The following is a 15,371-nucleotide window of genomic DNA, read 5'->3' as shown; positions in this document are numbered from 1 at the left end:
TGCCAAACATTAGTAGATGATAAAACCTTCAACACATACACTAGATATAGGGATTAAAAAATTTAAATCACCTGTCAAAGTCAAAGAAATAACAATAACGCCTGAATTTAACTGGCTAAATAAATTAAAGAAATCAAACCCTGAAGCTTTTTTCTATTGGGAAAAAGCAATAGCACTAAAAAACTAACTGTATGGCTAAAACAAAAGCAGAATCAACCGCTGAATTGCAAGAGGAAGTTGTATTGGAAGATAACCAGATTATTTGTCTTTTAACAGGAGACATAAAAGCAGCGAAACCAAAAGAGGAAACTTTGCAATCTTTAATTCGTATGCTCAATGAAGAGTATGGATTTGACATGACGGATATGCAACGAGATTTCACAATTGCAGGCTTTGATCCCGACTCCGGTAAGGCAAAAAAACAAAGGATCGATCTTGTTGTCTTTGACGAGGGTAAGCCACATGAACAGGAACATTTGGCAAGGGTATGTATTGTTCAAGACGAGAAAATCAAGGAAACTGATCGTAGGAATGGCTTGGAAGCTACTATTCAAAATGCATTAAGCGTATCAGACAACTGCGAATTTGGTCTTTGGACAAACGGACAAACTTATCATTTTCTTCAAAAAACAGAAGATGCCTTTGGAAATATTGATTTCGAGGATTTATCAGATTTTCCTGGTGAAGGACAAACCATAGAAGATCTTGATAGATCAGATAAAATGGTTGCCCGTAAGCCAGCCAATGATTCACTGATCCGAGTTTTCAAACGATGTCACGATTACATCTATGGTAATGAAGGAATGAAAAAAACAGCATTTTGGGAGTTACTCAACCTGATCTTCTGTAAAATCTACGACGAAAAACGAAGATTCATTTGCATTGAGACAGGTGAGTCTTATAGAAGAGAATTTTGGGTTGGTGTTAAAGAGCAGAACACATCTGAAGGAAGAGCAAAAGTAGCAAAGCGAATTAAAAGCATTTTCTCTAAGTTAAAGGAAGATGAATTATTTTCAGAGGTCTTCGATGGTAACGAGCAAATTAGCCTTACTGATAAAGGGTTAGCATACATAGCTTCGGAACTAGCCAAATATTCGTTTTTAGATGCGACCGTTGATGTAAAGGGTGTTGCATATGAAACAATCGTTTCAAATACTTTAAAGCAGGAAGCCGGACAGTTCTTTACTCCCCGGAACATCGTTAAATGCATGGTTGAAATGTTTGATCCGGAAGAGAACCAGCGAGTACTAGATCCCGCCTGTGGTTCGGGTGGGTTTCTGGTAATGGTTTTGGATCACGTAAGAAAGAAAATCGTGAAACGGCTACACCCGAAATTAGAAGGTCCTTGGCTGCAGGAAAAAATGAACAGCCCGGAGGTTAATAAATTAGTTAGAGACTACGCAGAACAATATCTTTTTGGATTTGATTTTGATCCGGATCTAAAGAAGGCAGCTAGAATGAATATGGTGATGGCCGGTGATGGACATGCAAATATCTTCCATATTAACTCCCTTGCGTATCCTAATGGGGATAATGAAAACGAGTTACAAAAGGTGAAGGAAGCAGTAGCGAAAAGTGTAAAGAAAAGTGCAGATAAGAAATTCCCGTTCACTTTTGAGGATGCAAGAGGAAAGTTTGACTTGATCTTTACCAACCCTCCCTTTGGAACGAAGATCCCAGTGAACGATCCTGAAATTTTAAAACAATTTGAGCTCGGACAAAACTGGAAAAAGAATGGGTCAGGTGTATGGGATAAAACAGGCATCAGCGCTAGCGAACCTCCGGAAATACTCTTTATCGACCAGTGCTGCCAGCTTTTAAAATCCGGGGGTAAAATGGCAATAGTACTGCCAGATGGAATACTCGGTAATCCAAACACAGAGTACGTAAGAGACTGGATATTAAAAAATTTTAAGGTACTGGCCTCCATCGATTTGGCTGTTGAAGCTTTTTTACCACAGGTGGGAGTACAAGCTTCTATTTTGTTTCTCCAGAAGAAAACACTTGATGAAAAACTTAAAAATATCACTTATGATGTATTTATGGCAATTGCAGAAAAGTTAGGCAAGGACAGACGAGGAAATCCTATTTATTGCAAAGACCAAGATGGGGCAGAATCACTTTATGAAAATGAAAAGCAATATCTCATCACGAACAAGTATGGTAAGAAGGAATTAAAATCAAGAATCGAAAAAATTAGGCAATTAGACGACGATCTCCCAGCCATCGTAAAAGAGTATAAAAAAGCAGTTAACCACCTTTAACAATTCGTATGAAGTCAGCGACTATCAATATAAAAGAAATTGAAGTGAATGGCAATATAATCAAGCCGACCTATCACCTTAATATAGGGAAATTGCGAATCTCAGCTTCTAATAAGAACGGTGTCAAAAGTCGAACATTAAAGGATGTTACCAGTGACGTTTTTACCGGAGGAATATTCAAAAGGGTGTTTATTGAGAATTCCGAATTTGGAATTCCTTATATATCAGCCCAGCACATGATGCATTTTAATCCCCGGGGGGAAGCAAAAATAATATCCAAAAAATATACTCCTCGGGTAAGTGAAATGACACTGACTGAAGGACAAATACTGGTTAGTTGTGCTGGTTCACCAGGATCGATCGGAAATATCCGTTACATATCGAAAGACATGAATGGATTACTGGGATCGCAAGATATTATTAGAGTAATGCCAGATGAGGCAAAATTACCTGCAGGTTTTCTCTATGCGTATCTAGCATCTTCTACCATTTACAACTACATCCAGTCTTACATCTACGGATCAGTAATCCCAAGAATTGAACCAAAAACTTTATCAAAGTTACCGATACTCGATTTCCCAAAAAAGCTAATAGCAAATGTTGACGAGCTGATTAAACAGTCAAATGAATTAAGAGCGAAAGCAAATTTAGATTTGGCAAAAGCCCAGCAGATACTTGAGGATAATATTTTTGAAAAAAGCCAAGAGAAATATTACTCAACAAAATTCATGTCATCTAGCAAGTTGTTGAGCGGCTTTAATAAGCGAATCGATGCAAATTTTCATATTTATAAAACCCAAATTGAACAAAGGTTTAGAAAATCAATTAAGAAGGTTCCATTGGTTGATTTGGTAAAAACACCAATGTACACTGCTCAACGTGGAAAAAGGAATTACGTTACCAATGGTATTCAATTTTTATCGACTGGTGACATTTCAGAAATAAACCCTTTGCTAGTTAATAAATTCTTAAGTTGGCAGACCGATGGTTTAAAAACGTTAATTGTTAATGACAACTGGATATTGGTTGCTAGCTCAGGTTCGGAAATTTTGGGTAGTGCATTTTTAGTCGATCAGACTTTCGACAAATCCGCCGTTAATCAACATTCGATACGAGTGATTATTGATGAATCAAAAATTTCACCACTTTATGTTTTTGCCTATCTAAGCTGCAATAAAATAAAAGATTATGTCCGCTCTGGAATCTATGGGTCTGCCATCCTAACTATTAATGAAACTTTTCTAGGAACAATAGATGTTCCGATACTAGGTGAAGAAAATTCTAAGACAATTATTGAGCTAGCTCAGTCATTCAAAACCAAAAAACAAAAGGCAAGTTTTTTAGAAAAAGAGGCAATTGACTTAATAGAAAATCAAATTGAATCATGGCAGAAATAAAATTTTGCGGCAAATATCAGGGCCCAGTAAATAAAGGTGAAGAAAGACTTTTAAATTTTTTGAAAGTCAATCTTCCAGATGACTATTATTTGCTACCAGGTATTGAAATACCAAACCTGAATCCCAAAAACAACCAGGTTCAATATCTTGAAATGGATTGCCTTGTTATAACCCCGCACGCCATTTACAATATTGAGAATAAAGATTATGCCGGACGCCTGGAAGGGGATGATAACTTCTGGTATCATAAGGATAGGGAAATGCGCAATCCGCATAAAACAGTAGGTTTTAAAAGCAGAGTTCTTGCCAGCAAATTAAAAGCCATCAATCATAGTTACGGGCGGGCTTGGATTCAATCCCTCGTTACACTTTCTCACCCATTGCAAAATACGTCAGGTATTTGGGGCGATCATGTAAAAGCAACCTTTCTATTAAACGAAAAGCTCGTACAGCATATCACCAACCCATACAATGTTTCAAAGTTAAAAGATGATATAAAGGACATTTATTTATCTATCCGTGATGAGATATGTGGAACCGCACAGCAAAGAAAGCCATCTCAAAAAAGAGAAATTGAGGGTTATGAGATTATTGAAATTCTTGATCAGGAACAAAACTATACTGAGTATTTAGCTAAACCGAAAGGTGTCACCTCCGCTGTTAGAAAACGTATTAAAGAGTATGCACTTGATTTACCAAGTTTGCCAGAAGAACTGCGTGAAAAGAGAGAAAAGCAAATAAAAAATCAATTTGTAGCATTAAGCAAAATCAGGACTAATCCTTTTATTCTAAATGTTTCGTTTATACCGAGCAATGATAATGATCGTTTTTTTGAGATCACTGATTACTTAGATGAAAGTAGTTTAAGGGCAGAATTGAAAAGAAAGACTTTTACATTTCAGGAAAAACTGTCGATCATTGATAATTTAATCACTGCCCTAACTGCGGCTCATGCGGAAGGCGTTTACCATAGAGATGTATCTCCCGAAAATATTTATCTAACTGGCGGCTATGCATGTCTGGGCAACTTCGGAAAGTCTTTTTTTATCGATCATCATTCTGAAGGATACACAGTTCAGGCCACTCTAACGGAACAAACTGCAACAGCTTACCATGCTGTAGAATTACTTCAAAAGGACTCATACCCTTCCTCAGATATTTATTCACTTGGCGTATTGGCTTATGAGTTGTTTGTAGGCAAAGTACCTTTCGCATCGCCATTTGAATTGATAAAATTAGGTAGTAAGTTACCGGAAAACCTTCTTCCCTCTCACGTAAATCCAGCGCTTCCAAAATGGCTGGATGAACTATGTAATCATTGTATTAGAACCTCCCCGGAAGATCGTTGGGTAAGACTGAAAGAAATGCAGGACTTTCTTGCAAAACAATCCATTACGGAAGTTCCAAAGGAGGAAACCAAATCGGCTACGTTACCTGCTGCTGAACAAACATTTGATGTTGGCAGCCGTATTCTGGACTATACCATTTATGGAAAATTAGGAAGCGGCGGTTATTCGCAGGTTTATAAAGTAAAGCACAGCCTTCGCAGTAATACAAATTATGCGCTGAAAGTTTTTCATGAAAGTGTTCATGCTTCTTCGGTGATGGACGAATACCAGGCCTTGGTTAATTTACAGCACCCCAACATTGTAAAGTTTGTATGGAATGGCACTTTGCCATCCAGTCAATTTTATACTTTAATGGAGTATTTAGACGGCGAGAATTTAAAGGATTATGCAAAAGGTGAAAAGCGCTTGCCTTTATTTAGGGTTTACCAGGTTGCCAAAGATATTTTAAGTGCATTGGTAGAAATGCAGGTGAAAAATCCGCCGCTTTACCATAGAGATATAAAGCCACAAAATATTGTTTTTGATAAGGAAGATAGATTTGTACTGATCGACTTTAACGTTGCATCTGCACTTGAAAACAATAAAGAGCATGTTGGCACCCATCCTTACCTGGCTCCTGACCTTGTAGCAGATGGTTACAAAGTAAATTGGGATAAATCTGCAGATCCCTTTGCATTAGGTATTACCCTGTATGAATTGGCTTGTAAAGCTTATCCTTGGAACGGCTCTATTAAAATGCCTTTGCTTGAAAAACCGCCCGTACATCCAAGAGAAATTAATCCCTCACTATCAAATGAATTTGCTGATTTTTTGTTTAAAGCGATACAGCCAAGATTTGATGATAGGTTTAAAGATGCAGTTGATATGCTGGCTGCTCTTGAAGCTATTGGAGATAAAAATATTATAAAAGCAGAATCTACGTCAGTCGAAAAAGGAAAGAAAGATGCTTTTGATGGAGAGGATTTTGTGTCTTATTTAAATACATTGTTCAGTCAATCACGACATGGCAATGCAGGCACTCGTGCTGGTGCGAAGGAAGAGCCTTTTGATGAGCTTACGTATACACCCACCAAATTAGATAATAAACTTATTCCCGATATACTGGATGGAAAATACAAGCTTGTAATCATCACCGGAAACGCAGGTGACGGTAAAACAGCATTCATTAAAAAGATTGAAAATAAGGCGCAAAATAAACAGCCGCTGCAAAATAAAAATGGTGCAAAATTTATTATACAAGGTGTAAATTATCAGAGCAACTATGATGGGTCGCAAGATGAGGCAGAGCGAATAAATGACCAAGTGCTTAAAGAATTCTTTGAGCCTTTTGAAAACTTAGCATCATATAGTAAGTCTAAGGAAGGCAGGATCATCGCTATAAACGAGGGAAGGTTGGTAGAATTCCTAAAAACCTCTGGCAAATTTGAAGGCCTTGCAAATAAAATAGACGAATATTTTTATAAAGCTGGTAGCTTAGACCTACCAAAGGGTTTACTCATTATCAATTTAAACCTTCGATCTATAGTAGCTTCTACCAGTAACACTATAAGCTTATTCAAGGCACAAATACAAAAGTTAACTGATAAGCAACTTTGGACGAAATGTACTACCTGCGCTTTAGCTGAAAAATGCTTCATCAAATACAATGTTGACACTTTAAGTGACACTGCAGCTGGCGATGAAATTATAAACAGACTTGAATGGCTGATCCGGATAGTTGCCTTAAAAAGGGAATTGCATATTACGATGAGGGATTTAAGGTCCTTTATCTCATTCTTATTAACTAGAGATTATAATTGCACCGAGATTCCAGCATTGTATGATCGCATACAAAATAGTTCAGAGTGGTGGAAACTGCATTACTTTAATGTAACCGCTGCAAATGCTGATGATAATGGCAATCAGGATCGATTGGTTCGTCTGTTAAGGGAAACTGATATTGCTGCAGTTTCGTCTCCTAACTTGGATAGGGATTTATTTTTCGGAAATCACAAGGACAAATCCTTTATTGAATTTGCCGATAGAACGTTTTCATTACTGTCTCAATTTAATGCAAGCAAGGAATTTGTTGCTTCGCATGACCAAACGGAAGACGTCTTAAATAATATGCTTGAACTTCATAGGATATTCAAAAGGCATCAGTTTTTTGAAGGTAAAATCAATTTTTTGCAAAGGCTTCCTTACAGGTCAGCGCCGGTCTTTCATAGTATATTAATACCCGGTACGGTTGCTAATGGCAAACACGAAGCTATGCTCAGTGCTACTTTAAAGAATATTTCAAAGGCGATTTCATTGAATGAAGGTTGTGACAGGGTGGAAATTTATTCGAAGTACCTAGTGCTGTCATCTGCACACATAAATGACCCATTTGGGAAATCGTTCAGGCTATTTCCGCTTAGTGAATTCGAATTAGTTATTAATGAATCCACACATTTGGTTGATTATCTAGAGTATGAACCAGATAGTTTGACCTTTAGAAGTATTTCGGATAAAAAAGTCAGTCTCTCAATCTCATTAGACCTTTATGAGATGTTAAGCTTTATTGGCAAGGGCTACAGCCCGTCTTTAAACGATTTGAAAGGCCGTTTTGTAGAGCTGCAAATATTTAAAAATCTGCTTGAAAACAATCCGTATAAGGAAGTGGTGGTTACCAGGGATAACAGGGAATTGTATATGGTGAGCTACAATGACACTAACAAGCTTCAAATAAAAGCCTTAAACCTATCAGCATCTTAACATGAAAATCAATCAGCAGGAAGCCATATTTCGAAATGAATTAATTTTTGCAGCGGACGCAAAAGCTGTGAATGTTGAAAATATTCTACTCAACTTGTTTATGTTGCTTAATACTAATGGAGTTAGGCCAAAGCAACTGACTGTATCTGGAAGTAAAAAAGATGTTGATATAGATTCGGTGAAGAGAATATTTTCTGTACTGGAAGAACGTGGTGAAATTATAGGTTTTAAAGAAAATCCGGAAGCTGTTGAGTTTTGGCTGCGTTGCAATCTTCTTAACATGGTAAACCGTGGCAAAATCGACAAAGAAAAAATATCATCATTGCGCCCGATACATTTAGAAAGCTACAAACTGCGAAATGCTTCGAGTGCAAGGGATTATAATACTGCCGATCAGGTATACAATATGCTCAATTTTGATCCACTTGTCAGAGATGAGCTTAAAAAATTCCTCTCAGATGGTTGGGATAAAAATACTAACAAGATTAACCTCTATGAGAATATTGATGTTGATAGTCTCGGGATATTAATGCTTATAAAAGATATTAAATCTAGAGATTTTATTCAAAGTGGTACTGGTGTTCAAAATATTACACCAATTCTTGAAAAGCAAGCTTTGTTATTTTGTGAGGACGTAAGGAGACTGCTTTTATATAAGAAAATTATACCCCGAAATGTCCTTCTAGATTACTTTAAAACTATTACTGCTTTTCACCTTTCACTTTACATACAGAAGTTAATAGAAGTATTGCCGAAAATGGTTAGTCAGGGTGTAATTAACATTGAAGATGATTGGAGTATCGTCTTGGATGTAACTGATAACTACGAGTCTAAAATAGCGGCTATTTCCTGTTCGGATGCGGACAGGATGAATAACGGATTGTATGAATACATAAAGTCGACATTCCAAATTAATGCCGCTTTAAGGTTTCTTAAATTAGAAAAGAATAATACAGCCAATGTTGAAGCAGCCTTGTCCGCACTATTAAAACGCCAACCTGAATTGGAAATATACTATCAAGTTCAATGGGATTCCCTATATGCAGCCTGGGATGAAGACGACAGAGCATTGGTAAGTGAATTTGCAGATTATGAAGATTCAAGCTTTTCGAAATATACAGAGTTACTAATGCGTTTGAGGGGGAATTATCAATACAGGTATCATGTACAAATGATTGATAATCTATCCAATAAAAATAACGAGCGGGGTTTTATGGCTCAAGGCCGAAGTAAGCGTCACCCCAGAAGATTTGTTTTAGGAACTCGCCTTTTAGAAACTCTTACTCAAATAAATTTATTGGATACAACTGATAGCCAACTTTCGTCTAAGACTGTTTCTATTGAGGAGTTAATGCAACTATTTAGAGATCGGTATGGACTAATTATTAATGGCTTAAATGAACAAAGGTTTGAAAATGCAGATTTGAACACGATAGAGGCATTCAAAGAAAATGTTGAAGCGTTCAAAAACAAGCTGCGCCAAATAGGATTTTACAATGACTTAAGTGATGCATTCATTCTTCAAAAAATAAGACCCCGATACGAAATATAATAACCCATGATCCATACGCAAAAGTATTACGAATATATAGTTGAACTTATCATTGAAAAATATAAGGATGAGTTAACTAACTGCCTTCCTGGTCATTGTGTTAAAATTACAGGGCTTGGTAAAGAACAGGTGTTGCCATTACTAATAAAAATCAGATCCAATTTTCCTAAAATTGATTCGTTCATACTCTCAGACAATATTGAAGGATCTGATTTTGTTTCACCAACTAAACTTGTCGAACTAAGAAACATAGAGGCAAAGCCACTTCTTGTTGTGATTCCTGCAACTAGCAGAACTGCCGCCGAAGACTCCTTTGGCAGTGCAACTTTTAAGGATATAAGTTTGCAAGGAATAGATGCAGACCTTTTAACTCTGCTTCTACTTAAAGCGCCACCAGCAACAAAATCGCTTATCGAAGATGTCTTTAACTACCTTGGCTCAATCACACTGAGTGACCGCATTCAATTTTTGTTAGGTATTGAAGAAGCAAAATGGGACAAGATCGCTGTAGGGGAAAATTTAAATCATCTTGGCTTAATACCAGATGCGATTTTGTCATGTGAAGAAGCAAAAATTAGAGCGAGACTGAATTTCAATAATATTAGTACACAAAAACTATCCGACTTTAATCGTACAATTTTTGAGCGTATTAAAGAACTGCCTTTAGAAAAAAACTCAATTCAAAAAGATATCGTTAACTTTTTCAAGTCATCTGGTAATATATTAAGTAGAAAGGAACTTGTTACAAAAATTAAAACTTTAGAACCAAAACTTAATTTTTCCAATTGGCCAATTCCGGATTTGAATGTAAATACTGTAAGGTTGAATGTGGAAGAAATAAAGTCTTCTGATTTTAAAATAGTAGAAGGTGTGAAATGCCTGCATGTACCGATGGGAAAAAGCTCCAAAGCGAAAATCCGCATAACAACCACCCCTACAATCAAGGACATCCAGGAATTAGCATATTTTAGGCTAATACTTATGGCATCAAACGGTGCAGCTGGTGAATTTGTTCAGGAATTAAAAAAGGTTAAAAATTCAACTAGCAGACTTCTTTACAAAGATTTGAATTTTACTATTGATGCAAACATTTTAACAGAAGGCACGTATTTCATAAAGGTGCTGGCAGAGGACGCAAATAATGTCGTTTTAAATTCTGACGACAGATTTAAGGATGATTCAGTTGAAAAACATTGGCAAGATTTAAAAGCAAATAACCGAGATGCAGATAAGAATAGTATTGAAAGAAAACTCACTTGTGATAGTGAAGACTTTTATTTAACTGTCACCGATGAAAAGGAGGAAAAGGAAAGTGTTCGAAAGGATAAGCTTAATAATGTTTTTCAAGCTTACTTTAAATTCAGGATAGACCAATTAAAAAATGGGATAATCCTCACTGAGCCGATTACTGAGGATGGCACAAACCAATGGATCGGAAATCCATCGGAAACAACGAATAAAATTTTCCACGTTCGTTATGACTCAAAACACGACTACCAAATAAATCTATCTGGTAAACTTTATCAAATTGAGCGACTATTTATAAAATATAGCGATCAGTTAGGTCGTGCTATTGCAGTGGCGTCAAATAACCCTTCTCAGATATCCCTGAGCTCGTTAAAATTTGAATCTTTTGATTTATTAAATCAGTTAGCCCCCTCAGCACTTCTCAATGCGAGGAAAGAATTATTTGAAGCAATAAATAATTCAGCGCCAGGCAAATCCGGCGTTCTATTTACTACATCCATTAATGAATTTTATGTTTTAGCGCTCACTTACCTGGATGAAGTATTTAACTGGACTAATTTATTAAAAGAAAAATTTAAACAATTGTCTCCTGAAAATATTCAGGAAGCAAAAGAACTGCATACTTTGTTGCTGCAATTGCAGTCCCTTGATATTACATCGCTGCAGACAAGGTTGGATGACAACAGGCCGCTTTCTGTAAAATTGCTTTCTCCTTTACATCCACTCAGACTTGCATGGTTCTTGAATCATATTGATCTGTATAGCGATTGGGAAGGTAAAACCGTAGACAACCCGAAATTTAGAAAAGAGTGGTTTAATAATCTCAACAATTTCTTTTTACAGGATCTCACGCCGGAAAATAATCCGCTAATTTTACTTGATGATGAAAGCAAACATCCATATCAGTACGCAGGGGAATTATCTTATGGATGGGGCGTGTATCTAAGTTCGGTAGAGGATGATAAAGAATCCCATGCACTAACTTCAGTCAACAGGCAAATCAAAACGTTCCTTTCAAAAATTCTAAATATTAGCAAAGAAAACAGAATTGATAATGAAGTTTCTGAAAAGCTCATTATCCGGCATCTTAAAAATTACATTTCTCAACACCCTTATACGGATTGTTTGGTTATTAATATTTTCAATGCTGGTGATGCGATAGCATTTTCAAATGCACTGATAGATCTTGAGTCAGATCCCCTATACAAGCAATTAAGATATGAAATCAGGCTGTTTAAAGGTGACAATAGTATTATTGATCAAGGGGAAGGGTTTAAAAATCTATTAAACCCAGAGTTCAATGTATCTGAAGAGGCTGAAGCATATTCACAACCTTCATCAAATCGCCTCTTTCCCAAATTGCGATTTTCAATAAATTCTATAAGAGAATTTTTAGTAAACCCCGGTGACTTTAGCTCGCATATTAGCTTTGTGATAAGTCCCTTTCCTTCAAAGACTGAACTTTTTAAACCTACCAGAAAAGAAGTATCCTTTTTTTTAAATGGAATTATAGTTTCACCAGCGATTGAGGTAACTGAAAACGGAGGTGAAATTCAGTGGAATAAATTTATTTTCCCAAATAAATTTGACTCTGAGCAGGTCAACAAATCTGTGAGTATTTTTGAATCAATTCAAATATTTGTGGCGGGTGCGCTGGCATCTAAATACACTGAAGCTATTCCTGCAACCTCTCTATTGCTACGAGAGGCCGATAAGGTTTTGATTAATAATATTCATGATTATTCAGATTGGGTTGTGACGTTTGACAGGAACCTTGGTCCTGAAGTTTATGATTTACCTGGTAAAGATGGCGAGATTCCATTTTTGCTTGATTATATACCAGGGGAAGAAATTACGGGAGTTTCAAGCTATCTCACAACAAGACCTACATCTGAAATTGTTGGATTGTTAGGGCCTCACTTCAAAGGCTATGACATCCCTATTGACAGTGAAGGGCATAATGGCATGTTGAGAATGCTTTTGGAAGATCTACGGGCAGTTAGCAGTTCACTTGTAATGCAACTAAATTCTGGAAAGAACAAAGCTTTTGAGGTAGTTGGTGCTGCTTTCACAAAAAGAGTACTGGAAAAGAAAGGCATTTTAACGAATTCTTTTTTAATTCCTATCGATCTACACCAAAATTTATTCGCAGGATTAAATTCTGATAACAAAAGCCGTGCCGACCATTTGCTTGTCAAGATTGATACTGAGAAGAGGTCGATTGATTTTACAGTAATTGAAGTGAAATGCAGAAAGTTTTTATCAACTGCTGATGCAGCAGATTTGAAAGATAAAATGAAGGAACAAATGGATAATACCATTTTGGCTTTGAAAGAACATTTCGATCCACAGAATTCCGTTTTATCTAATCGATTGGATCGTACAATTAAAAACAAAGAACTTAAATCCCTTTTGGAGTTTTACATATATAGGGCAATTCGTTACCAGCATTTGAGCCCAAATACTTCTGAGTATTATTTAACTTTCGTTCAGTCACTAGACTCAGGATTTCATATGACTTTTAGGGAGTTAGGATTGATTTATGATTTTTCATCTTCCAAAAGGCATCATAAGGAAGTGATAAATAGTGATCTTACCTATTTTACTTTTGGGTCAAAGCTTATTTCTGAGATTTTAAATCCGGATTCGGATTTGAATACAAAAAGACTGGAAAAAGCAGATGAAGATTTGGCTATAACTGACTACTTCGGATCCACTGAAGAATTATCTCCGTTTATACAAAAATTTGCAATCGCTAGTACTGAACCTTATTCAACTCCATTAAAAGCTACGCAACCCCAAACAGTTGAAAAATTAGTAGAAGAAGTTGAAATACCAACAATTGGTAGCAAAGAAATAATAAGTCAGGACAAACAAGACAATAAAGAGACCATAATCAATTATCCAATTTATGACACCATAATAGGCAGTACAAGCGACAGCGAACAGTATGGAATTATTGGAAAGTCTATCCAGGGCAAAAGTATTGCCATCGATGCAAATGAAACAAATACGATTAGTCTTTTTGGTGTTCAGGGAGGTGGAAAAAGTTATACGATTGGCACTATAACTGAAATGATGTTGAAACAAATTCCATCAATCAATAAACTACCGGCACCATTATCAGGAGTAATATTTCATTACAGTGAAACAATGGATTATTCACCAGAGGCAACTTCAATGATTTATCCAAATGATAAAGAAAAGGAAATGGCAATGCTCAAATCGAAATATGGAGCAGATCCAGACAAGTTAGATGACATTATTTTGTTTGTACCGGCAGATAAAATTGAGGAAAGGAGAAAGCAATTTTCTTCTATTGAGATTAAACAAATTGCATTTAATTCAAAAGAATTGAATGTACAAGATTGGATGTTTTTGCTCGGGGCCATCGGCAATGACGCAACCTACGTTAGGCAATTGAAAGCAATAATGAGGGAGATAAGACCCAACATAACAATTGCTGAATTAAGAACAAGAATTGATGCTTCGTTACTTTTAACTAACGCCCAAAGAGCGCTAGCCCAGCAAAGATTAAATTTTGCATCGCATTATATAGACGATACTTACAGTCTTAAAGACAATTTAAAAGCCGGCAGGTTACTAATAATAGATCTGAGGGATGAATTTATTGAACGTGATGAGGCTCTGGGACTTTTTGTTATTATGCTGAATATTTTCTCCGGTGTAAGAGAAGTTGCTGGCAAGAGTTTCAATAAGTTTATTGTATTTGATGAGGCTCATAAGTATATGGGAAATAAGGACCTTACGAGTACAATAGTTACAGCAATACGTGAAATGCGGCATAAAGGCGTATCTATCATGATTGCAAGTCAGGACCCTCCAAGTTTGCCAAATGAAATTATCGAACTAAGCAGTATTCTGATTATGCACAAATTTAATAGTCCGCAATGGTTAAAACATATTCAAAAGGCAATTACTCCTGCTGCTGAAATTAATGCAAATGATCTTGCCTCACTAGCGCCTGGTGAAGCATTTATATGGGCAACCAAATCCACTGACAAATTGATTATGACAAGACCAATTAAAATATTCACACGACCACGAGTAACTAAGCATGGAGGAAGCACAATTGAAGCAGTATAAACTTGATATTATTTCCTTTACCAATCAGGGGCTTCGTCAGTCGAATGAGGATAGGTATTACCATTCTCAGATAGATGAGCGTTCCTATCTTCTTTTGTTAGCTGATGGTATGGGGGGATATATTGATGGTCATTTAGCAGCAGAAATGGCAATTGAAGAAATTTCTAATTATATCAAGAAGGGCAAAGAGATTGATGTTGAACAAAGGATTGAGTTTGCATTTTTGAATGCCCACAGAATAATAAAAGAAAGACTACACAATGCAGGTGCAACAGTTGGTGGAATATTATTTACCGACGACAGTATTTTTATATTTTGGGCCGGCGATATTAAAATTATGCTGATTAGCGGAAGTAATTCTTACAGTTCGAAAGAACATACATTATTGAATGTATTAAAAGATGCGCAGATAACAATTAAGGCAGAAGAGATCAATAGGCTTAGCCATACTGTTGTTCGCTCTATTGGCGGTGATTCGAAATCTTACTTACCTGAAATAATAAAGATGCAAAAGGATGAAACTTTTAAAGGAGTGTTGTATTCAGACGGCATGCTTCCATACTTTTCTAACGATGAATTATTAAATGTATTAAATGTAAAAAATTACATGGATATAAGGGAAATCTTTGATCCGTCTATATTTGACGCAGCTAAGGATAACGTAACAGGTCTATTTTTTTTCGGAAAAAAGGTGGACTAGGAATAGACTAAGATTCTA

General features: G+C 36.3%; 7 protein-coding genes. All 7 read left to right on the top strand.

Going from position 1 to position 15,371, the window contains the following annotated elements; all coding sequences use genetic code 11:
* Positions 1-16 precede the first annotated feature (16 nt).
* From ACLOAU_RS04625 to ACLOAU_RS04595, 7 genes are read left to right on the top strand one after another with little or no spacing between them, the layout of a single operon-like run.
* A complete protein-coding gene (locus ACLOAU_RS04625) occupies positions 17-187 on the top strand; it encodes a hypothetical protein (protein WP_427860676.1) in 171 nt (56 codons plus the stop codon).
* A gap of 4 nt (positions 188-191) precedes the next feature.
* Positions 192-2,264, top strand: a complete 2,073-nt coding sequence (mads2, locus tag ACLOAU_RS04620; RefSeq protein WP_427860675.1) for a methylation-associated defense system DNA methyltransferase MAD2 — start codon at positions 192-194, stop codon at positions 2,262-2,264.
* A gap of 8 nt (positions 2,265-2,272) precedes the next feature.
* Positions 2,273-3,661: a methylation-associated defense system restriction endonuclease subunit S MAD5 gene (mads5, locus tag ACLOAU_RS04615; protein ID WP_427860674.1), complete on the top strand. Its 1,389-nt coding sequence runs from the start codon at positions 2,273-2,275 to the stop codon at positions 3,659-3,661.
* Positions 3,649-7,746: a methylation-associated defense system protein kinase MAD6 gene (mads6, locus tag ACLOAU_RS04610; RefSeq protein WP_427860673.1), complete on the top strand. Its 4,098-nt coding sequence runs from the start codon at positions 3,649-3,651 to the stop codon at positions 7,744-7,746. The genes mads5 and mads6 overlap by 13 nt, the downstream gene beginning before the upstream one ends.
* A gap of 1 nt (position 7,747) precedes the next feature.
* Positions 7,748-9,298, top strand: a complete 1,551-nt coding sequence (mads7, locus tag ACLOAU_RS04605) for a methylation-associated defense system protein MAD7 (RefSeq protein WP_427860672.1) — start codon at positions 7,748-7,750, stop codon at positions 9,296-9,298.
* A gap of 6 nt (positions 9,299-9,304) precedes the next feature.
* A complete protein-coding gene (gene mads8 / locus ACLOAU_RS04600; protein WP_427860671.1) occupies positions 9,305-14,653 on the top strand; it encodes a methylation-associated defense system ATP-binding protein MAD8 in 5,349 nt (1,782 codons plus the stop codon).
* Positions 14,625-15,353, top strand: coding sequence for a PP2C family protein-serine/threonine phosphatase (locus ACLOAU_RS04595; RefSeq protein ID WP_427860670.1), 729 nt, complete (start codon positions 14,625-14,627; stop codon positions 15,351-15,353). The genes mads8 and ACLOAU_RS04595 overlap by 29 nt, the downstream gene beginning before the upstream one ends.
* The last annotated feature ends 18 nt before the right edge of the window (positions 15,354-15,371 follow it).

It is taken from the genome of Paraniabella aurantiaca (assembly GCF_050309965.1).
In the GTDB taxonomy this organism is placed as follows: Bacteria; Bacteroidota; Bacteroidia; order Chitinophagales; family Chitinophagaceae; genus Niabella.
This window is presented reverse-complemented; position numbering and strand designations above follow the sequence as displayed.

Bases quoted from the DNA above. Each gene is read 5' to 3' on its own strand.
- ACLOAU_RS04625 (WP_427860676.1), top strand. From the start codon at position 17: ATGATAAAACCTTCAACACATACACTAGATATAGGGATTAAAAAATTT.
- mads2 (WP_427860675.1), top strand. From the start codon at position 192: ATGGCTAAAACAAAAGCAGAATCAACCGCTGAATTGCAAGAGGAAGTT.
- mads5 (WP_427860674.1), top strand. From the start codon at position 2,273: ATGAAGTCAGCGACTATCAATATAAAAGAAATTGAAGTGAATGGCAAT.
- mads6 (WP_427860673.1), top strand. From the start codon at position 3,649: ATGGCAGAAATAAAATTTTGCGGCAAATATCAGGGCCCAGTAAATAAA.
- mads7 (WP_427860672.1), top strand. From the start codon at position 7,748: ATGAAAATCAATCAGCAGGAAGCCATATTTCGAAATGAATTAATTTTT.
- mads8 (WP_427860671.1), top strand. From the start codon at position 9,305: ATGATCCATACGCAAAAGTATTACGAATATATAGTTGAACTTATCATT.
- ACLOAU_RS04595 (WP_427860670.1), top strand. From the start codon at position 14,625: ATGGAGGAAGCACAATTGAAGCAGTATAAACTTGATATTATTTCCTTT.